Annotated in this window: 19 protein-coding genes; 10 read left to right on the forward strand and 9 right to left on the reverse strand. The window is 62.4% G+C overall.

All coding sequences use genetic code 11. From position 1 onward, the window contains the following. Positions 1 to 4: 4 nt before the first annotated feature. Genes ACZ5J0_RS09640 through tkt form a run of 3 tightly spaced genes read right to left on the reverse strand, consistent with a single transcriptional unit; the run spans position 5 to position 4,921 of the window. A complete protein-coding gene (locus tag ACZ5J0_RS09640; protein ID WP_464094673.1) occupies positions 5 to 1,636 on the reverse strand; it encodes a glucose-6-phosphate isomerase in 1,632 nt (543 codons plus the stop codon). A gap of 6 nt (positions 1,637 to 1,642) precedes the next feature. Beyond that, positions 1,643 to 2,761, reverse strand: a complete 1,119-nt coding sequence (gene tal / locus ACZ5J0_RS09645) for a transaldolase (protein WP_142939230.1) — start codon at positions 2,759 to 2,761, stop codon at positions 1,643 to 1,645. Positions 2,762 to 2,794: 33 nt separating this feature from the next. Next, positions 2,795 to 4,921, reverse strand: coding sequence for a transketolase (gene tkt, locus ACZ5J0_RS09650; RefSeq protein ID WP_464094674.1), 2,127 nt, complete (start codon positions 4,919 to 4,921; stop codon positions 2,795 to 2,797). Positions 4,922 to 5,349: 428 nt separating this feature from the next. On the opposite strand from tkt, the gene ACZ5J0_RS09655 reads away from it, so the two are divergent. Together ACZ5J0_RS09655 and ACZ5J0_RS09660 are read left to right on the forward strand one after the other, a co-directional pair. Then, positions 5,350 to 6,312 (forward strand): heme o synthase, encoded by a 963-nt coding sequence (locus tag ACZ5J0_RS09655; RefSeq protein WP_142939229.1) that lies wholly within the window; start codon positions 5,350 to 5,352, stop codon positions 6,310 to 6,312. Between the two features lie 589 nt (positions 6,313 to 6,901). Continuing rightward, positions 6,902 to 7,195 (forward strand): FtsX-like permease family protein, encoded by a 294-nt coding sequence (locus ACZ5J0_RS09660; RefSeq protein WP_464094675.1) that lies wholly within the window; start codon positions 6,902 to 6,904, stop codon positions 7,193 to 7,195. Here the strand turns inward: ACZ5J0_RS09660 and ACZ5J0_RS09665 are convergent. The 3 genes from ACZ5J0_RS09665 to ACZ5J0_RS09675 are packed head-to-tail and all read right to left on the reverse strand — an operon-like array spanning position 7,192 to position 9,911. Further along, positions 7,192 to 8,136, reverse strand: coding sequence for a COX15/CtaA family protein (locus ACZ5J0_RS09665; RefSeq protein WP_142939227.1), 945 nt, complete (start codon positions 8,134 to 8,136; stop codon positions 7,192 to 7,194). The genes ACZ5J0_RS09660 and ACZ5J0_RS09665 overlap by 4 nt on opposite strands. Positions 8,137 to 8,184: 48 nt before the next feature. Then, positions 8,185 to 8,949 (reverse strand): ABC transporter permease, encoded by a 765-nt coding sequence (locus ACZ5J0_RS09670; RefSeq protein WP_250820189.1) that lies wholly within the window; start codon positions 8,947 to 8,949, stop codon positions 8,185 to 8,187. Then, entirely contained in the window at positions 8,946 to 9,911 is a 966-nt protein-coding gene (locus ACZ5J0_RS09675; RefSeq protein ID WP_464094676.1) for an ABC transporter ATP-binding protein, read from the reverse strand. The genes ACZ5J0_RS09670 and ACZ5J0_RS09675 overlap by 4 nt, the downstream gene beginning before the upstream one ends. 109 nt (positions 9,912 to 10,020) lie before the next feature. Between ACZ5J0_RS09675 and ACZ5J0_RS09680 the strand changes: the two genes are divergently transcribed. Genes ACZ5J0_RS09680 through ACZ5J0_RS09705 form a run of 6 tightly spaced genes read left to right on the forward strand, consistent with a single transcriptional unit; the run spans position 10,021 to position 15,175 of the window. Beyond that, positions 10,021 to 10,842: a helix-turn-helix transcriptional regulator gene (locus tag ACZ5J0_RS09680; protein WP_142939224.1), complete on the forward strand. Its 822-nt coding sequence runs from the start codon at positions 10,021 to 10,023 to the stop codon at positions 10,840 to 10,842. Continuing rightward, on the forward strand, positions 10,842 to 12,305 hold the full coding sequence (gene sufB, locus ACZ5J0_RS09685) for a Fe-S cluster assembly protein SufB (RefSeq protein ID WP_011774792.1): 1,464 nt from the start codon (positions 10,842 to 10,844) through the stop codon (positions 12,303 to 12,305). Before ACZ5J0_RS09680 ends, sufB begins: the two co-directional genes overlap by 1 nt. Before the next feature lie 2 nt (positions 12,306 to 12,307). Further along, the gene (sufD, locus tag ACZ5J0_RS09690) at positions 12,308 to 13,621 is read left to right on the forward strand and encodes a Fe-S cluster assembly protein SufD (protein ID WP_166840762.1); all 1,314 of its coding nucleotides are present in this window, start codon (positions 12,308 to 12,310) and stop codon (positions 13,619 to 13,621) included. A 22-nt stretch (positions 13,622 to 13,643) separates the two neighbouring features. Beyond that, on the forward strand, positions 13,644 to 14,000 hold the full coding sequence (locus tag ACZ5J0_RS09695) for a non-heme iron oxygenase ferredoxin subunit (protein WP_166840760.1): 357 nt from the start codon (positions 13,644 to 13,646) through the stop codon (positions 13,998 to 14,000). Between the two features lie 43 nt (positions 14,001 to 14,043). Then, positions 14,044 to 14,829: a Fe-S cluster assembly ATPase SufC gene (gene sufC, locus ACZ5J0_RS09700; RefSeq protein ID WP_142939221.1), complete on the forward strand. Its 786-nt coding sequence runs from the start codon at positions 14,044 to 14,046 to the stop codon at positions 14,827 to 14,829. Between the two features lie 13 nt (positions 14,830 to 14,842). Beyond that, the gene (locus tag ACZ5J0_RS09705; RefSeq protein ID WP_089595078.1) at positions 14,843 to 15,175 is read left to right on the forward strand and encodes a metal-sulfur cluster assembly factor; all 333 of its coding nucleotides are present in this window, start codon (positions 14,843 to 14,845) and stop codon (positions 15,173 to 15,175) included. 82 nt (positions 15,176 to 15,257) lie between these two features. On the opposite strand, the gene ypfJ is transcribed toward ACZ5J0_RS09705, so the two are convergent. Further along, entirely contained in the window at positions 15,258 to 16,163 is a 906-nt protein-coding gene (gene ypfJ, locus ACZ5J0_RS09710; protein WP_142939220.1) for a KPN_02809 family neutral zinc metallopeptidase, read from the reverse strand. 61 nt (positions 16,164 to 16,224) lie between these two features. Here ypfJ and ACZ5J0_RS09715 point away from each other — a divergent pair, with 61 nt between their 5' ends. Continuing rightward, positions 16,225 to 17,616, forward strand: a complete 1,392-nt coding sequence (locus ACZ5J0_RS09715) for a class I adenylate-forming enzyme family protein (RefSeq protein WP_464094677.1) — start codon at positions 16,225 to 16,227, stop codon at positions 17,614 to 17,616. Further along, positions 17,588 to 18,811 carry a thiolase family protein gene (locus tag ACZ5J0_RS09720; RefSeq protein WP_464094678.1) on the forward strand — a complete coding sequence of 408 codons (1,224 nt, stop codon included), beginning with the start codon at positions 17,588 to 17,590 and terminating at the stop codon, positions 18,809 to 18,811. Before ACZ5J0_RS09715 ends, ACZ5J0_RS09720 begins: the two co-directional genes overlap by 29 nt. Positions 18,812 to 18,824: 13 nt before the next feature. Here the strand turns inward: ACZ5J0_RS09720 and ACZ5J0_RS09725 are convergent, their stop codons facing one another. Together ACZ5J0_RS09725 and ACZ5J0_RS09730 are read right to left on the reverse strand one after the other, a co-directional pair. Continuing rightward, the gene (locus ACZ5J0_RS09725; RefSeq protein WP_142939217.1) at positions 18,825 to 19,451 is read right to left on the reverse strand and encodes an energy-coupling factor transporter transmembrane component T family protein; all 627 of its coding nucleotides are present in this window, start codon (positions 19,449 to 19,451) and stop codon (positions 18,825 to 18,827) included. Continuing rightward, entirely contained in the window at positions 19,448 to 20,185 is a 738-nt protein-coding gene (locus ACZ5J0_RS09730; protein ID WP_142939216.1) for an energy-coupling factor ABC transporter ATP-binding protein, read from the reverse strand. Before ACZ5J0_RS09730 ends, ACZ5J0_RS09725 begins: the two co-directional genes overlap by 4 nt. Positions 20,186 to 20,199 lie beyond the last annotated feature (14 nt).

Below are 20,199 nucleotides of genomic sequence, written 5' to 3' on the forward strand. Positions count from 1 at the left end.
TGCCTTAGCTTTCGAGTGCGCTGGCTTGGTTAGCCAACGCAGAGACGATTTCCTGGAGCTGGGCTACGCCGGCTGCACGGTCGGTGAGGTGCAGGCGCAGTACCGGGCGGCCGTGACCTTCCAGGACCTGGGCATCACCCGAGGCCTGCGCAGCAATGAGCTGGCCGAACGTGAAGGGACGCTCCGGGATCTCGAGATCCGTAGCTGATGCTGCAGTGATCTGCAGGAACACTCCGATTGCCGGTCCGCCCTTATGGAACTGTCCCGTGGAGTGCAGGAAACGCGGGCCCCAACCGAACGTCACCGGACGGCCACTGACGGCAGCCAGTTCGTCACGGATGCCTTCGAGCGGTGCATGGGAAATGCGGTCCAGGTAGGCCTGAACGCTCAAATAACCATCTGCACCGAGCTGGCCAAGGAGCGCCTGCACAGCTTCGCTCGCCGTCGAGGCGTCCCCGAGCCAGTCACCGCCGCGAACCTCCACAGCACCATCGGTGAACGCTGCGGGGGTCGGTTCAGGGCGGGCGTCCAACAGGCCGCGCGCGGCAACCTTAGCTGCCTCGACGTCGGGCTGGTCAAACGGGTTGATGCCCAGCAGACGGCCCGCTACCGCGGTGGCGAATTCCCAGGCAAACATCTGCGAGGGAAGCCCACCGGCAATGGCAACCTCGTTCTCACGAAGTTCGACGTCGGCATCAGCACTCACCAGGCGGACCACCAGGACATCCCCGGCACCGCCAAGGGCCTCCGGGGAATCCGGACCGGCAACGACCGGCAGAACACCGGTGCCCAGCTTCCCGGTGGATTCCGCGATCAGCTGTTCGGCCCAGTCAGCGAAGCCGACAATGCCCGAACCGTCTTCGGCGATCACGATCTTGTTGCGCAGCGGGTTGGTACCACCCAGGGCGATGCCGAGGGCAAGGCCGATGTTGTCCGCTGAATCCTCATTGAGAATCTCAGCAGCTTCTTCAGCTTCATCCAGGAATGCCTGGATGTCGACACCGGCCAGCCCACACGGGACCAAGCCAAAAGCTGTCAGTGCAGAGAAACGTCCACCCACATTCGGATCGGCGTTGAACACTGCGCGGTAGCCCGCTTCGCGGGAAGCGTTATCCAGCGGCGAACCGGGATCGGTGACGATGATGATGCGGCTCTTGGCGTCGATGCCGGCGTCGTTGAACGCCTTCTCGAACACTCGTCGCTGGGAGTCGGTTTCAACGGTGGAACCCGACTTGGAGGAAACAACAATAGCCGTCTCCGCCAGCCGGTCCGCCAATGCAGCACCGACCTGTTCGGGGTCGGTGCTGTCCAGCACCGTCAGCTCGACGCCGGCGGTGCCGGCAATAACCTCAGGCGCCAAGGAAGACCCACCCATGCCACAAAGGACAATGCGGGTGACCCCTTCACCGCGAAGGGCATCGCGAAGTTCCAGGATGTCACCGACCAAAGCCTGAGACACTGTGGCGGCTTCTACCCAGCCGAGGCGTACCGCCGATTCGGACTCCGCGTCAGGGCCCCACAAAGTGTGGTCCTTGGCGAAAATCCGCGTGGCGATCTTTTCCTCGACCAAGCCGTCAATGTGCTGGGCAATAGCCTGCTGGGCGGCACCGCTGGCGTCGTAGCTGATTGTGCTCATGGTGTGTTAGGAAGCCTTCCGTGCGGTGACGAGTGCGCCTTCAACGTCGGCGAGGAGTTCCTTCCAGGAGCCCACGAACTTCTCGAGGCCTTCGGTCTCAAGGAGGGTGACGACGTCGTTGTAGGAGACACCGAGGGCTTCGAGGGCGTTGAGGGTCTCGTTCGCTTCGTCGTAGGTGCCGGTGATGGTGTCGCCGGTGACTACTCCGTGGTCGAACGTGGCGTCGAGGGTCTTCTCGGGCATGGTGTTGACCACGCCCGCAGCGACGAGTTCGGTGACGTAGAGGGTGTCCGGGTAGGCCGGGTCCTTCACGCCGGTGGAAGCCCACAGGGGGCGCTGGGGGAGAGCGCCTGCTTCAGCCAGCACTGCCCAACGCTCGGTGGAGAAGAGCTCTTCGTAGACCTGGTAGGCCAGGCGTGCGTTCGCCACGCCGGCCTTGCCCTTGAGTGCCTTGGCTTCATCGGTGCCGATGGCGTCAAGGCGCTTGTCGATTTCCGAATCCACGCGGGACACGAAGAACGATGCCACCGAGTGGATCTTGGAAAGGTCGTGGCCGTTTTCCTTGGCCTGCTCAAGACCGGACTGGAAGGCGTTGATGACTGCGCGGTAGCGCTCCAAGGAGAAGATCAGCGTGACGTTGACGCTGATGCCCTCGGCGAGGGTGGCCGTGATGGCCTCCAGGCCTTCCAGGGTTGCCGGGATCTTGATGTGGACGTTGTCCTTGTTGACCTTGGCGTGCAGGTGCTTGGCCTCGGCAATGGTACCGGCGGTGTCCCAGGCAAGGCGGGGGTCAACCTCGATGGAGACTCGGCCATCCACACCATTGGTGGCGGCGGCGATCGGGGCGAAGAGATCGCAGGCGTCAGCGACGTCCGTGGTGGTGATCTCGAAAATCGTCTCTTCGACACTTGCGCCGGCCGCAGCCTGGGCGGCAATGGTGGCGTCGTAGTCCGTGCCGGCGGTGATGGCGGCGTGGAAGATGGACGGGTTGGTGGTCACACCAACAACGTTCTTCTCGTCGATGAGCTTCTGCAGCGTGCCGGTATCCAGGCGGGTGCGGGAGAGGTCATCGAGCCAGATCGAAACGCCGGCGTCAGAGAGCTGCTGCGTGGGAGTTGTAGACATGTGTGTTTCTCCTTGTGAGAGGGAAGCAGACTGTTATGCGTTGGAGTCTGCGAGGGAGTCTTTGGCTGCGGCGGCAACGGCTTCGGCGGTGATGCCGAACTCGTTGAAGAGCCGCTTGTAGTCGGCCGAGGCGCCGAAGTGTTCCAGGGAGATGGAGCGGCCGGCGTCGCCGACGAATTCGCGCCAGCCCAGTGCCAGACCGGCTTCGACCGAAACGCGGGCCTTGACAGCAGCGGGGAGCACGGACTCGCGGTAAGCCTCATCCTGCTTGTTGAACCACTCAACGCACGGCATGGAAACAACGCGGGCTGCGATGCCTTCGGCCTGGAGGGCTTCGCGGGCCTGGACTGCGAGCTGAACCTCGGAGCCGGTGCCGATCAGGATGACCTGCGCGTCAACGGTTTCGCCGTCCTTGGAGGCCTCAGCCAGGACGTACCCGCCCTTGGCTACACCTGCGGTGGAACCGAAGGTGTCACCAGCAGCTTCGCCTTCGCCGCGGGCGTAGGTGGGGATGTTCTGGCGGGTCAGGACAATGCCTGCCGGGTTCTCGTGGTTCTCCAGCATGGCCTTCCATGCAGCCGAGACCTCATTGGCGTCGCCGGGACGGACGACATCCAGGCCCGGGATGGCGCGCAGCGAAGCGAGCTGCTCCACCGGCTGGTGGGTAGGTCCGTCTTCGCCCAGGCCGATGGAGTCGTGCGTCCACACGTACAGGGATGGGACACCCATCAGCGCGCCAAGGCGGATCGCCGGGCGCTGGTAGTCGGAGAAGATCAGGAACGTACCGGAGAAGGCCCGGGTGCGTCCGTGCAAGGAAATGCCGTTCACGATCGAAGCAGCAGCGTGCTCACGGATACCGAAGTGCAGCACACGTCCGTACGGGTTGCCCTTCCAGGCATCCGTGGAGCGCGAGGTCGGGATAAACGACGGCGAGCCTTCGATGGTGGTGTTGTTGGACTCGGCGAGATCGGCCGAACCGCCCCAGAGCTCGGGCAGGACCGGGCCGATAGCGTTCAGGACCTTGCCGGAGGCAGCGCGGGTGGAAACGTCCTTGCCTGCCTCAAAGACGGGCAGTGCAGCGTCGATGCCCACGGGCAGCTTCTTGGCTTCCACGCGCTCCAGCAGGGCAGCAGCATCCGGGTTGGCGGTCTGCCATGCCTCGAACGACTTCTGCCACGCGGCACGGGCTTCGGCGCCGCGGTCCAGGACCTTGCGGGCGTGGGCCAGAACTTCTTCGTCAACGTCGAAGGACTTGGCCGGATCGAAACCGAGCACGGTCTTCAGTGCCGCGACTTCCTCAGCGCCCAAAGCGGAACCGTGGATCTTGCCGGTGTTCTGCTTCTTTGGCGCCGGGTAGCCGATGATGGTGCGCAGCGAGATGATGGACGGCTTGTTCGTCTCTGCCTTCGCTGCCTGCAGTGCCGAGTAGAGTTCCTGAACGTCTTCGACGTAGTCGCCGGTCTTGGTCCAGTCCACGCGCTGGGTGTGCCAGCCGTAGGCCTCGTAGCGCTTAAGGACGTCTTCAGTGAAGGCGATGTCGGTGTCGTCTTCGATGGAGATGTGGTTCTCGTCGTAGATCACAACGAGGTTGCCCAGTTCCTGGTGTCCGGCAAGCGAGGACGCCTCGGACGTCACGCCTTCCTGGAGATCGCCGTCGGAAGCGATGACCCAGATGGTGTGGTCGAACGGCGATTCGCCGGCGGGAGCATCGGCGTCGAACAATCCACGCTGGCGACGCTGGGAGTACGCGAAACCAACAGCGGAGGCCAGTCCCTGGCCCAGCGGGCCGGTGGTGATTTCCACACCGGCGGTGTGCTTGTACTCAGGGTGACCCGGGGTCAGCGAACCCCAGGTGCGGAGCGCCTCGAGGTCCTTCAGTTCCAGGCCATAACCGGAGAGGAACAACTGGATGTACAGGGTCAATGACGTGTGACCGGGGGACAACACAAAGCGGTCGCGGCCAATCCAGTCCGGGTTCTTCGGGTCATGACGCATCAGCTTCTGGAACAGCAGGTACGCTGCCGGAGCCAAGCTCATTGCCGTACCAGGGTGACCGTTTCCGACCTTCTCCACGGCGTCGGCGGCCAACACGCGAACGGTGTCAACTGCCTTTTTGTCCAGATCGGTCCATGACAGTTCTTGCTCTTCCAAATGTGGCACGAAAACCGAGCCCCTCTCTGTGCTGACGGCAGGCGTACGGACACGGCACGCAGGAAGCACAGGATGGCGCCCGCTGCAATGTGTCTACCAGCCGTTCACCATTGAAACGTTGATCTCTCATCCAGACGCACGGATATCCGAGAATACGGTTTCCCGGATGGTCAACGTGTGCTGATCTGCTCAACAGCTTAGCCCTAAACGTGTCAGGTAACTGAGGGAATCCCACTAACTGGACAGAAATTCGCTTATATGAATCACCATGGCACCACGGGGGAGTGAAGTTTCGGAAACATTGACGTATTTTGCGGACATCGGCCCTCTTTCCGCCACGGTATGATATTTGAAGGCCAGCAGCGGTTCATGCGCCCGAGTTTGCTTTCGACAACAGGGACGGCAGCCGCTGCGAGAACCCCAGAGCATAGAACAGAGTGACTGCCGCCGTGAGCACAACTGATACGCCCCTTAACGCGTCCCCGGCACGGGGAAGCATCGGAATGTCCCGTAAATTCAAGGCGTATCTGGCTCTGACCAAACCCAGGGTCATCGAACTGCTCCTGGTCAGCACACTGCCCACCATGATTTTTGCGCAACGCGGTTTCCCGTCCATCGGGCTGATTCTTGCGACCCTCGTTGGTGGTGCATTCGCTGCCGGCAGTGCCGGTGTCTTCAACTGCTACATCGACCGCGACATTGACAAACTCATGCACCGCACGGAAAAGCGGCCCTTGGTCACTGGTGAAGTATCGCCGCGCGAGGCCCTGGTGTTTGCCTGGGTGCTGGGTGCCGCCTCGATCGCGATCCTGTGGTTCGGTGCCAACCCGCTTTCTGCGTGGCTGGGTCTCGGCGCGATCGTTTTCTACGTGGTCATTTACACCATGATCCTGAAGCGTCGCACGGCCCAGAACATCGTCTGGGGTGGTGCTGCCGGATGCTTCCCGGTTCTCATCGCCTGGGCGGCCGTTACCAACACGGTCGAGTGGCCCGCCATTGTCCTGTTCATGGTGATTTTCCTCTGGACGCCTCCCCATTACTGGCCGCTTTCCATGCGATACGGCGAGGACTACCGCAACGCCAACGTACCCATGCTCGGCGCCATCGCCGGCGCGAAGGTGGTCTCTGTACAGGTAGTCCTCTACGCGTGGGCCATGGTTGCCTGCTCGTTGCTGATGGTGCCCGTTGGTGGGGCCGGCTGGGTCTACACCATCGTCGCCGTTGCCGCCGGCGCCTGGTTCCTCTACGAAAGCCACGCCTTGTACAAGCGCGCCCAGGGTGGCGACGTCTCCAACAAGGGCGCAATGAAGGTCTTCCATGGCTCCATCAGCTACCTGACGCTGCTCTTCATTGCCTTGGCCGTTGATCCGTTCGTCGGCTCCGCGATCGTCGGGGCTTAGCTCCGCACACGCTCTGCAAACCGCAAACGCTCGACGCCGGTACTCGCCAGAGTGCCGGCGTCGCCGTTTTGCGGCGCTCTTCTCTGCCCCTCTCTCACATCCCGCGGGCTTAAGCGGATCCCTCTCTCACATCCCCCGGAGCCTAACCGCTCCAGGGGTCCCGTAACGCCCCCTATCGTTCGTGATGTGACGCGGACAGTCCAGCGACACACAGCCTTCGACATTCCGGCTGGCTCTATCCCCGAGGCGCCCCCATGCAGAGGTGCTGTCCGCATCGCAGACGCCGCATTTGTCCGTCTGCAAAGTGCCACCGATTCCTTTGGTGATGTCGCCCTGCTTGATCATTCATTCGGGGCTCCGGTCGCCGTCCTCGGCGGGGACGCCGCACGGCAGCTGGGCGTCGCGAAGCCGGGACCCGGCGTCGTGATGTGGCTCTATGGCCAGCCAGTACCAGTGGTGGGAATCATCAATAAACCGGGGCGTGACCCCATCCTCGATGGCGCCGTTGTGGTTGGCGTTCGGTCCTACCCCATAAGGTCAACCAATGTGGCCGCGAATTCGGTCCTCAGGACGCAAACCGGCGCGCCGTATGGTTGCGATAGTTTCGGTTGTTCTGCTGGCCCTCGGAATGCGGCGGACCGCTCTGGCATCCATGTTCCTTGTGGAAGGGGCAGTAGTGGGTGCACTTGGTGGCATTGCCGGCGCCGCCGTGGGCATGGGCGCCGCTCTTGCCTACGCCGCAAACGAGGGCTGGGTCCCGGTGATTCCAGCAGATGCGGCCCTTTGGGGTATCGCGGCCGGCCTGCTCAGTGGCACCCTCTCAGCGGTTTATCCGGCAGTGGTGGCGTCGCGGGCGAATCCGGCGCAGCTCATCCGCAGCTAACGCTTCGGGCTGTACTTCGCCACATCAGCGGCGTTGGTGGCCGCACTCATCAACACGGCAGCACCGAACATATGAGCGCCCACGAGCAGTGCGGGAATGCCGTTGTAATACTGAGTGAAGCCGATGACGGCCTGCAGCAGGGTTACACCCAGAAGGAGATACGTCGCCGTCCGGAATGGCCCGGAAAGCTTGTGCCTGAAAACCAAGTACACCGCGAATAGTGTTCCTGCAGTGATCAGGTAGGCCGGTACGGCGTGGATATGTGAGAAGAGGTCCCAGTCAAGGTCATTGCGCGGAGCATCTGCATCGCCTGCGTGGGGCCCGGCGCCAGTGACCACGACACCCAGCATCACCGAAAGTGCCGAGAAAACAGCAACGGCCGTCATCAACGGACGGGTTACAGCGGGCAGGACAGGCAGCGTGCGGTTCATGAACCGGCCGGTCCGCCCGTAAGCGCGGTTGACCAGGAGTGTGGCGAAGACCACCAGAGCCATGGAGACAAGGAAGTGAAGGCCCACAACCCAAGGGTTAAGGCCGGACAGAACCGTGATTCCACCGATCACAGCCTGCGCCGGAATGCTGGCCAGAAGGCCCAGAGCAAGGACGAACAGGTCGCGGCGCTCTTTGCGGAGATTCCACAAGTACACCAGCATGAGCGCAGCAACGGCTGCCAGAGCGAAGGTCAGGAGCCGGTTGCCGAATTCGATGAAACCGTGGATGCCCATCTCCGGCGTATTCACCAACGAATCGCTGGTGCAGCGCGGCCACGTAGGGCACCCAAGGCCGGAAGCGGTAAGTCGCACGGCACCACCGGTCACCACAAGCACTGTCTGTCCAATGAGGGACAACAGTGCCAGGCGGCGCACGGCGTTGTTGACCTCGGTGGGCAGCTTGGACGTCAATCGCTGGACGGTATTGGGTAGGCGCGATGCCGTGCTCACAGTTGTCTCACTTCTCAGTTCTGCGTTGGTGGTTAATGCCTGAATGGGTTAGTTCCATTTGAACCATCGGATGGCCGCAGCACCGGCCAGTACGGTCCACAGCAGGAGGACTAAAACGGCGGGGAAAGGAACACTGCCCGAGAGGAAAGCATCACGGAGCGCTTGGCCCAGCGCCCCTGAGGGCAGGAAGTGCACGATGCCCTGAAGTAGGGAAGGTAGTCGTTCCGCCGGCACCACAATCCCGCCCAGGGCCCCCAGGAGAATCCACAGCAGGTTGGTGATTGCAAGGGTAGCTTCAGGGCGCACCGTACCGGCCACCAGCAGCCCCAGCGCCGTGAAGGCTGCAGCACCGAGAACCAAAAGTCCGAGCCCTGGAAGCCAGGCGTCCAGGCGTGGTTGCCATCCCAGCATGCCGGCAACGGCCGCCACGACCAGGACCTGAAGAAAAAGGACCACCAGCACGGCGAGGATCTTGCCTGCGATGAGCCCGCCCCGACCAAGGGGGGTTGTGGACAGGAAACGGAGCACTCCGTACCGGCGGTCAAAGCCGGTAGCGATGCCCTGGCCGGTGAAGGCAGTGGACATCGCACAAAGTGCCAGGATGCCCGGCGTTGCAACGTCTACACGTGATCCGCCCATGTCATCGAGGAGGGGCGTCACTACCAGTCCCACCAAGGCCATCAAGGGTAGGACAATAGCGAGGATGAGTTGCTCACCGTTGCGCAGCATGGTGATGGTCTCGTAGCGGCCCTGCTGCATGATCCGGCGCGGCAGGGATGCCGGTCCGGCGTTGGGCGAGAGAAGTTGGCTCATCGGAGGTCCCTTCCGGAAATGTCCAGGAACACGTCTTCCAGGCTACGGGCTTCCAACCGCAGCGAGGCGGGCATGATGTTCCGTTCAGCCCACCAAGCAGTCAGGGATGCAAGGTCTTTCGGGGTGATGGCGCCGGTGATGGCGTAACTCCCGGAGCGCGTCTCTGTTATCTGCAGGCCGGCATCCACAGCACCGTTCAAGCTTAGACCGCCGGGTGCGTCGAAGTAGAGCGTCCGGTCCGTGATGGCGGAGTCCGCTGCGTGATCGTGCCGAAGCAATTCGGCGACCGTTCCCTCAACCACGTTGTGACCGCCGTCGATGATGTAGACGTAGTCCGCCAGGCGTTCCGCGTCGTCCATCAGGTGGGTGGTCAGGACAATGCCCATTCCGGCATCCCTGAGCTCGGCAATGAGCTCAAAAACCATCTGCCGGGACTGTGGATCCAAGCCGGCACTGGGCTCGTCGAGGAAAAGGATTTCAGGGTTACCCACCAGCGCCGCCGCGAGTGCCAGCCGCTGCTTTTGGCCGCCGGAAAGGCGGCGCACGCTGGTCCGGCTGAACTGGTGTATTCCCAGGCGTTCCACCAGCGCGTCAACGTTCATGGGCTTTTGGTACATGCCGGCGACATGCCGCAACAAGGGTATGGGACGGGCCGACGGCGGGAGGCCGCCGTCTTGGAGCATCACACCTACGCGGGATCTCAAGACGGCACCTGCAGTATCAGGGTCCGCGCCAAGGAGGGAGATATTTCCGCCCGTTCGCTTCTGCAAACCTTGGGCGCACTCCAGCGTGGTGGTCTTGCCCGCGCCGTTAGCCCCCAATAGGGCGGTTACCTGGCCGCGTTCGGCCACCAGCGACAGTCCGCTGACCACCCTGAGCATTTTGCCGTCAAGGGAGGCCAGGGGGCCTACGTCCTTTATGAGTCCATCTATAGTGAGGACGGGGGAGTCGGGGGATCGCACCAGAGTATTCTACGGGAAGTAGTACGGTCACACTTGGCGGCTTGCGCAGGTCAGCCTTGCCTTACTGGATGCATGAAACAAATTACGACATGATTATGTTGTGTATTCCATGAGCAGTCCAACTTCCATGCCTTCAACACGGCATGCTGCAGCGGCGGAGGCATTCGTTGCCCCGCCCGCGATGCCGGACGCGGATGATCGCACACGGGACCGGGTCCTAAGCGCCGTTCTGGAAAACGGTCCAGTGAGCGCCGCGGAGCTCGGCGACCTCCTCGGCTTCACGCCGGCCGCAGTCCGCCGCCACCTTGACCACTTGGAGCGCAACGGCGTAATTGAAGTCAAGCGTGTGACCAAGGCCGGTTCCGGCGCGGGACGCCCCGCGCGCCGCTACGTCCTGAGCTCGCAGGGACAGTCCACTCTCGGCGATGACTACCTGAACATTGCCAGCTCGGCGCTCCACCGTCTCCAGGAACTCGCCGGCGAAGACGCGGTTCGCGCATACGCGGAGGAACGCTTCTCCGATATGGAACGGCGCTACGCTCCCGAGGTCGAGGCCGCCGGAGATGACATCACCGCCAGGGCCATGGCACTTTCCAGGGCCCTGAGCCGCGATCGCTTCGTTGCATCAGCCCATTCCATTGAGGCCAAGGCCCCGTTGCCCGCCGCACTGTCCAGCGTCCAGCTGTGCCAGGGTCACTGCCCTATCCAGCGCCTGGCTGCGGAGTTTCCGGTTTTCTGCGACACCGAGACCGAGGTCTTCTCGCGCTTGGTGGGCGTCGATGTCCGGCGTCTCTCCACGCTCGCGCAGGGCGGACATGTGTGCACCACCCATATACCTACCGGGCGCCCGGCTGCCACGGCATCTCCGGATGTCGCAGTGCAGTCCGGGAACCCGTACCAGGAATCAAACAACCAGCAAGAAAGGCCGTGATGACGGACCAAATAGCAGAGAAAGCGGTAGCTGACGGCACTGTGATCTCGGAGATTCTGGAGAAGAATCCCGAACTGCACGGTATCGGAAACTACGAGTACGGCTGGGCCGACAAGAACGACGTTGGCGCCAACGCCCGTCGTGGCCTCAACGAGGAGGTCGTCCGCGACATCTCCTCGAAGAAGAACGAGCCCGAATGGATGCTCGATCTGCGGCTCAAGGGCCTTAAGTACTTCGACCGCAAGCCTATGCCTACCTGGGGTGCAGACCTCTCCGGCATCGACTTCGACAACATCAAATACTTCGTGCGCTCCACCGAGAAGCAGGCGGCAACGTGGGAAGACCTTCCGGAAGACATCCGGAATACCTACGAGAAGCTGGGTATCCCCGAAGCTGAGCGCAGCCGTCTCGTCTCTGGCGTCGCAGCCCAGTACGAGTCCGAGGTTGTCTACCACCAGATCCGCGAGGACCTGGAAGCCCAGGGCGTGATCTTCCTGGACACGGACACCGCACTTCGCGAGCACCCGGAGATCTTCCAGGAGTACTTCGGCACCATCATCCCGGTGGGCGACAACAAGTTCGCTTCGTTGAACACGGCCGTATGGTCCGGCGGATCATTCGTGTACGTGCCCAAGGGCGTTCATGTGGACATCCCGCTGCAGGCCTACTTCCGCATCAACACGGAGAACATGGGCCAGTTCGAGCGCACGCTGATCATCGCTGATGAAGACTCCTACGTTCACTACATCGAAGGCTGCACGGCTCCGATCTACACCTCGGACTCACTGCACTCGGCCGTGGTGGAGATCATCGTGAAGAAGGGCGCCCGCGTCCGTTACACGACCATCCAGAACTGGTCCACCAACGTGTACAACCTGGTGACCAAGCGCGCTATCTGCGAAGAGGGCGCCACCATGGAGTGGATCGATGGCAACATCGGTTCCAAGGTGACCATGAAGTACCCGGCCGTCTACCTCGTTGGCGAGCATGCCAAGGGCGAGACGCTGTCCATCGCCTTCGCCGGCGAGGGCCAGCACCAGGACACCGGGTCCAAGATGGTGCACATTGCACCGAACACCAAGAGTTCCATCATTTCCAAGTCGGTCGCCCGCGGCGGCGGACGTGCAGCGTACCGCGGCCTGGTCCAGGTCCGTGAGGGTGCCAAGCACTCGGCCAACACGGTCCGCTGTGATGCCCTGCTGGTGGACACCATTTCCCGTTCGGACACGTACCCGTACATCGACATCCGCGAGGATGACGTTGTCATGGGCCACGAGGCCACCGTTTCACGCGTCAGCGAAGAGCAGCTCTTCTATCTGATGTCCCGCGGCATGCCTGAAGACGAGGCCATGGCCATGATCGTGCGCGGCTTCATCGAGCCGATCGCCCGTGAACTGCCCATGGAATACGCTCTTGAGCTGAACCGCCTGATTGAACTGCAGATGGAAGGGTCCGTCGGTTAACAATGACTGATATCACTACTGAAAAAGCGCGCATCGGCGCGCCCTCGGCCCAGCCATTCATCAACGGCTTCACCGAGGAAGGCGAGAACCTTTCGCCCGCCAACACCGGAACGAACACCAGCACGACGTCGGAGCAGCCCTCCGCTGGTCCGCTCGCCGGCGCTTCGGCCAAGAGCCACTCGCACGGTGGCGGGGTCGGCATCCCGGACAGCTCCCGCGCCGGCCGCCTCACCTCGTACAAGCTTGCAGACTTCAAGCCGCTGAACGGCCTTGAGGAAGACTGGCGATTCACTCCGTTGAAGCGCCTCCGCGGCCTCCACACCGATGTCCTCAACGGCGCAGCTCCTGTTGTCAGCGTCACCGCACCGGCCGGCGTCGTTGTTGAAACTGTTGGCCGCGATGACAAGCGCATCGGCCAGGCGGGCATCCCCGAGGACCTCGTGTCCGCCAATGCCTGGGAGAACTTCGCCGAGGCCACCGTGATCACCGTGCCCGCCGATCTGCAGGCCGAGAGTGAAGTTTCCGTCCTGGTCACCGGCGCTGGTGAGGCGCCGTCGGCACAGCACATCGTGATTGTGGCCGAACGCTTCTCCAAGGCTGTTGTGGTTCTGGATCACCAGGGCTCCGCGGTTGTCTCCGAGAACGTGGAGATCATTGTGGAGGACGGTGCTGAACTGACTGTCGTCTCCTTGCAGGAATGGGCAGACGACGCGGTCCACGCGTCTTCGCAGCAGGCAAAGATCGGCCGCGATGCCAAGTTCAAGCACATCGTGGTCAGCCTTGGCGGCGACCTCGTTCGCGTCACGCCGTCCACGCGTTTCACGGCTCCCGGTGCCGACGTCGAAATGTTCGGCCTGTACTTCGCCGACGCCGGCCAGCACCTTGAGCAGCGCCTCTTTGTTGACCACGCAGTGGCCAACTGCAAGTCCCGCGTCCTCTACAAGGGTGCTCTTCAGGGACGCAATGCCCACAGCGTATGGGTGGGCGACGTCCTGATCCGTAAGGAAGCAGAAGGTACCGATACCTACGAGGCCAACCGCAACCTTGTCCTCACGGACGGTGCACGCGCCGACTCGGTTCCCAACCTCGAAATCGAAACCGGTTTGATCGAGGGTGCAGGCCACGCCAGCGCCACCGGCCGTTTCGATGACGAGCACCTCTTCTACCTCATGGCCCGCGGTATTCCTGAGAAGGTTGCCCGCCGCCTGGTGGTCCGGGGCTTCCTCAACGAGATCATCCAGCAGATCAAGGTCCCGGCAATCGAAGATCGCCTGACCGCAGCTGTTGAGCGCGAACTCGCCGCGACCGACAACTAAGACAGGCCAGGCAGAGTAAACAATGAGTGAAGAAACCAAGGGCGAACTGGTATGCAACGCCAATGACATCCAGGTCAAGCAAGCGCTGCGTGTCCTGATCGATGACTATCCTGTAGCCATCGTCAGGGACTCGATGGGCGAGATCCACGCGATCGCCGATACCTGCTCGCACGCGGACATCTCGTTGTCCGAGGGTGAGGTTGAAGGCTGCGCGATCGAGTGCTGGGGACACGGTTCCCAGTTCGACCTCCGCAGCGGACAACCGCTCCAGCTGCCTGCTTATGACCCCGTCCCCGTTTTTGCCGTCACCATCGATGGAGACGACGTTTACGTGGACGTGACCAACGTTGTGAACGGTGCCTCGGTAGATCACTACTGAGCGCCCAGTACCGCCAGACTTACGAACGGAAAGAAAGAAGAGCATGTCAACTCTTGAAATCAAGGACCTGCACGTCAGCATCGAGACGGAGCAGGGCACCAAGGAGATCCTGAAGGGCGTCAGCCTCACCATTAAGACCGGTGAAACGCACGCCATCATGGGCCCCAACGGCTCGGGCAAGTCCACCCTCGCCTCCACGATCGCCGGTCACCCGCGCTACAACGTCACCAGCGGCACCATTACGCTGGACGGCGAAGACGTCCTGGAAATGAGCGTCGACGAGCGCGCCCGTGCAGGCATGTTCCTGGCCATGCAGTACCCGGTAGAGGTTCCCGGTGTGACCATGACCAACTTCCTGCGCACCGCCAAGACCGCGATCGACGGCGAAGCACCGGCACTGCGCACCTGGACCAAGGACGTCAAGGCTGCCATGCAGCAGCTGCGCATCGACGCCGACTTTGCACAGCGCAACGTCAACGAGGGCTTCTCCGGTGGTGAGAAGAAGCGTGTTGAGATCCTGCAGCTCGAACTCTTCAAGCCGAAGTTCGCCATCCTTGACGAAACCGACTCCGGCTTGGACGTCGACGCCTTGAAGGTTGTCTCCGAGGGCGTCAACCGCGCCCACGAAGAGGGCAACATGGGCACGCTGCTTATCACCCACTACACCCGCATCCTGCGCTACATCAAGCCGGACTTCGTTCACGTGTTCGTTGACGGCAGGGTTGTTGAAGAGGGCGGCCCCGAGCTCGCAGACCGTCTTGAAGAAGAAGGCTACGACCGCTACGCTCCAGGCGCCGGCGTTGCCGTTGCTCCTGCTGTGCAGGCCTAGTTAGGATCGTTCCATGACCGAAATCAACACGGCGCGAACCAGCCTCGAGGACGTCGAGGAAGCGCTCAAGGACGTCATTGACCCAGAGCTCGGGGTCAACATCGTGGACTTGGGCCTTCTTTACGGACTCAAGTACTCCGACGATGACGGCGCGCTCCTGATCGACATGACACTGACCACGGCGGCTTGCCCGCTGACGGATGTGCTTGAAGAGCAGGTGGGCAAGTCCCTCGACGGAGTGGTTGACGACTGGCGCCTGAACTGGGTATGGATGCCGCCATGGGGTCCGGAACGGATCACCGACGACGGTAAGGACCAGATGAGGGCCCTCGGCTTCAACATCTAACCAGCATTCACCCGTGCAACGGGCAAAAGGCAGGGTTCCGGGTATATCACCCGGAACCCTGCCTTTTTGGTGTCGTCATGCCTTAAGGCGCAGCCACACCGAAGGTGTCGCACTTGTTGATGTCGCCCGTGGTGTACCCCTGGTAGAACCATTTTTGCCGCTGCTCACTGGAGCCGTGGGTCCATGACTCAGGTGAGACGCGGCCGGTTGCGGCTTCCTGGATGCGGTCATCGCCGACGGCGGAAGCGGCCGAGAGCGCATCCTGCAGGTCCTGCTGGGTCAGGGGGTCAAGGAAAGGCTTCCCGCTCGCATCCGTCTGCGTCGTGGCATGGCGGACCCACAGTCCCGCATAGCAGTCTGCCTGGAGCTCCACCCGCACCGCGCCCGATTGCGGTCCCTGTGGATCCTGCTGGGCCTTGTCCAGGCTTCCGAGGATGTTCTGGACGTGGTGCCCGAACTCGTGGGCCACTACGTACTCTTGTGCCAGCGGGCCTCCAGAAGAGCCAAAACGGGTCACCAGTTCATCGAAGAAGCCGGGATCGAAATAGGCGGTGGTGTCTGCAGGGCAGTAGAAGGGACCAACAGCGCTGGTAGCCGCGCCACAACCGGTGTTTGTAGCCTCGCTGAAGATGACAGTCTTGGGCCGCGGGTACTGGACGTTGTAATCCGCCAGATAGTCAGGCCAGAAAGCATTCAAGCTGTTCACCGTACCGGTGATCCGGCAGTCCAGGCGTTTGTCAGCATCAGCGCCGGTCTGGCATTCCTGGACGCCGCCGGCTCCGGCACTGCCACCTTCGACGGCGGGTGGCTGGCTTCCGCCCCCGGTCAGGTCCCCGAGGATGTTGGGATTGATGCCGAAGAGTGCCAGGAGCAGCACCACAATACCGCCACCAATTCCACCACCGATCTTGGTACCGCGGCCCATGCCACTGCCACGTCGGTCCTCCACTTGGGAGGGGTCAAGCTGCGCGCCGTCATTGAAACTCATACAGTCAGAATAGACGTCACTTTTGGTGCCTGGTGCCAGGCACTGCCGTAAAATTGTTTGGATGCCTTTCCTGGATAAACTTCAGCTCTGGGCCGAGGAGCGCCCCCACGACACCGCCGTCGTTGTGGGCAGCGGCCGGCTCACCTGGGCGGGACTCCGCGACGCCGCAGCTGGCTTGGTTGCGGACGCCCCTGCCACCACCGTTCTGGCCGAGCCCAACTCTGTGCGCTTCGTGGAGCGCTATGCTGCCGCTGTGGCGGGGGATCGGCGGTGCGCCGTTCTGGACCCCGAATGGCCGGCCCCGATGATCGAAGAAGTATCCTCACGCGTCCTGCCAACCACCACACCGTTTGGCGCCGAACTGGTGGACGGGGACGCGTCCAGTACCTTCCTCATCGGCCTCACGTCCGGTACCACGTCCGTGCCCAAAGCCTTCACCAGGTCCCGCCGGTCCTGGCAGGTGTCTTTCGATGCCTCCATCGAGTTCTTTGGCTTGTCCCAGGAGGACCGGACCCTTGCGCCCGGTCCTTTGTCAGCAAGCCTGAATCTTTACGCCCTTTCAGAGTGCCTGTACGCGGGTTCGGCTTTCCATACGCTTGAATCGTTCGATGTCGCCGACGCCCATGCCGCCATCAGCCATGACGGCATCACCCGTCTTGTTTTGGCGCCCACCGCCCTGAGGTTGCTCAGCGAGCGGGGACTGGCCGGCGACGTTGATGCTTCCGGTATCCGCAGCATCATCTGTGCCGGTTCCAAGCTGGACGCCCGGACCTTGGAAGCGGCACGGCGGTGGGCGCCCCGTGCGGCCATCTTCGAGTACTACGGCGCCTCGGAGTTGAGCTTTGTGTCCGGGACCCGGCTGGCCGCCGGCGAACCGTTGGACGCCGGTGGCACCGGCATCGGCATCCCGTTTCCAGGCGTTGAACTGAACATCCTCGATGACACCGGCAGGCCCCTGCCCGACGGGGAACATGGGAACATCAGTGTACGCAGTGGAATGGTCAGCAACGGCTACCTGTGGGGCGACGACGGACATGCCCTCCGGTGTCTTGATGGCTGGTACACGGTGGGGGACCAGGGCTTTCTGGAGGACGGCACCCTGCATATCCTTGGCCGTCGCTCGGACATGATCATTACCTCCGGCAAGAACGTCTACCCGCACGAGGTTGAGCTTGCCATCGCTTCGGTGCCCGGGGTGGATGGTGCGGTGGCTGCCGGAGCGCCAGACGACATCCGCGGTCAAAAGGTGATCGCCGGCGTCGTGCCTGCCTGTGGTGCGGTCACCGCCACCCAGCTCCGCACGGGCCTGGATGGTCTCCTGGCCAGGGACAAGTGGCCGGTGCAGTATTACTCGTTGGCGGAGCTACCCATGACCGACCGGGGCAAGGTCAGCAGGAAAGTTCTCCTGGACTGGATCAAGAACCATGACCCGCGCGCGCAAGTCCTTGGTTAGCGGCAGCGGATCGGCCAGTGGGGCCAATGAATCCCGACAGCCCATCATTGTCTCTGCACTGCGGTCCCCGATATGTCGTGCCAACGGCCGGCTGAAGCACCTCCGCGCTCCCGATCTTTTGGCACCCGTGCTGGCTTCCTTGGTGGAGAAAGCCGGCGTGGATCCGGGGGACGTGGACGACGTCATCATCGGCAACGCTGTGGGGGGCGGCGGGAATGTGGCCAGATTCGCCGCCCTTCAGGCCGGTTTACCCATTACCGTCCCTGGCCTTACCGTGGACCGCCAATGCGGCTCAGGTTTGGACGCCATTGCACTGGCATCCCGCTTGGTGGCAGCCGGCGGTGATCCGCTGTATTTGGCAGGGGGCGTTGAAAGCATCAGTAACGCCCCGGCCCGGGCCAATAGAAACGACGACGGCGAACTCGACTTCTACTCCAGGGCCAGCTTTGTGCCGCCGCAGTTCGGCGACCCGGACATGGGTGTTGCGGCGGAGAATGTCGCCCGCGAATTCGGCGTGACACGTCAGAGGCAGGACGAGTACGCGCTCCGGAGCCATCACCGTGCCGTTGACGCTGCCAGGACAGGGCTCTTTGAGGATGAAATTGTTCCGCTCAAGAGCAAGGGGAAACAGGTGGCGCTGGACGATGGCCCCCGAGCTTCACTGCGGGCCCCGCTGATGGCGAGGTTCCCAGCAGCATTCGTGGCGGGCGGATCGGTCACGGCAGCAAACTCATGCTTTGACGCGGACGCAGCGTCCGCCGTCGTCATGACGTCCCTTAAACGAGCCCGCACCCTGGGCGCGACGCACGGGATGCTGGTGCTGGGGTGCGAGACCGTCGGCGTTGATCCGGAATTTCTTGGCATAGGGGCAGCCCACGCGGCCAAGCGGCTCCTGGACCGCCATGGAGTGGACGCAGATGACATTGATCTGGTGGAGTTCAATGAGGCATTCGCCTCCCAAACCATCGCATGCCTGGAGTATCTGGGCGTTGATCCTCAGAAAGCCAACCTTGATGGCGGCGCGCTTGCCTTGGGTCATGGCTACGGAGCTTCGGGAGCGGTCCTGGTGACGAGGTTGATGGCTCAAGCACGCCGCAGTTACGCAGTGCGGGGCGTGAGTTCGCTGGCATTGGCCATGATCAGTATCGCCGGAGGCATGGGAACCGCAGCTCTCTTTCAGTACGCCAAGCTGTAGCCCCTGCGCCGGTCTAGTCCCTCTCCGGTTCGCCCAACCCGCGGGCCGCCAAAGCATCACCGGTTTGGCGCGCATACGCAACAGTGGTGATGAAGACAGGGAGCACCAGTGCGCGGGGATTGCGTTCAAGCCCGCGTGCCCGCGCTGAGTCCCTTACGTCAGTGAAGGCGCCGGCTATGAAGGGAATGCTCCTGAGCATCACTGCGATGGTCAAAGCGAATCGTTCAGGATCGGCACCGAAACGCCGGAACGGTTTTGCCAACGCCACCACGCCGTCCAGAAGATCCTGCACGGGAGTAGTCGCGGTGAGGACCGAAGCTGCCACTACGCAGACCAGCACATTGAACACGATGCGTGCCGCGGTGGGCCCGCCCAGTTGCCACCATTGGAAGAGACCGATGACCAGCAGGATAGGAGCCACCAACCAAATGGCCTTCAGAAGGCGGCGGAAGCCTGCCCCCGTCAGCATGAATAAGCCACACATGACGGCGAAGACCACCAGCGACACGGCCCAGTCCACAATAAGGAAGGACGCCGCTCCGCAGGCCGCTACAACCAGAAATTTCAGCCACAGGGGAGTGCGGTGGATGATCGAGTTCCCTCGCACGTAGTTGGCTATAAGGAAGCCATGCCCCCTCATCTCGGCACATCACCCACGCCGGCACCGGGCAGGGCAGCCGCGCAAAGCTCGCGGTACCGGGCGACGCCGTCTGCAGCACCGCCGTCGAACACGATACGCCCGGCCTCAACTACCAGCACCCTGTCCATGTCCAAGGCCAGGTCGAGATCATGCGTGGACATGATGACTTGTTGATCCAGGCCAGCGACTGTGCGGCGCAGCAGTTCGCGGTTTCGAAGATCCAGGAGGGTGGATGGTTCGTCGAGAACCAGGACGGTGGGATCCACCGCAAGGACTGCGGCCAAGGCCAGTAGCTGCCTTTCACCACCGGACAGTTCATAGATGCTTTGATCGGCCAGATGCAGCAGGCCGAAGCGATCCAGCACTGCTTCTGCCCGCGCCGCCCGCTCCTTAGAGTTCTTGACGGAGCGGCGCAACGAGAGCTCAACATCTTCCCGCCCGGTAGGCATCACCAACTGTGACAGGGGATCGGTAAAGACGAAACCCACATTGCCCCGGACACGGCGGACATCGGCAAGAGTGTCATCTCCGTGGACTACCACTGTGCCTTCGCTCGGTTCAACCAAGCCATTCACGAGCCGCAGCAGCGTGGACTTTCCGGAGCCGTTGGCGCCGATGACTCCAATCCTGCGTTCTGCGAGGTCCAGGGAAAAATTTTGCAGCAGGGTTTTGGGGGTGTCGCTGCCATCGACTGCGACACGCACCGAAACCCTGCTGAAACTGATGGAATTCATGGAGTGATTGTTCC

The organism is Arthrobacter sp. DualSoilB13 (assembly GCF_055389195.1).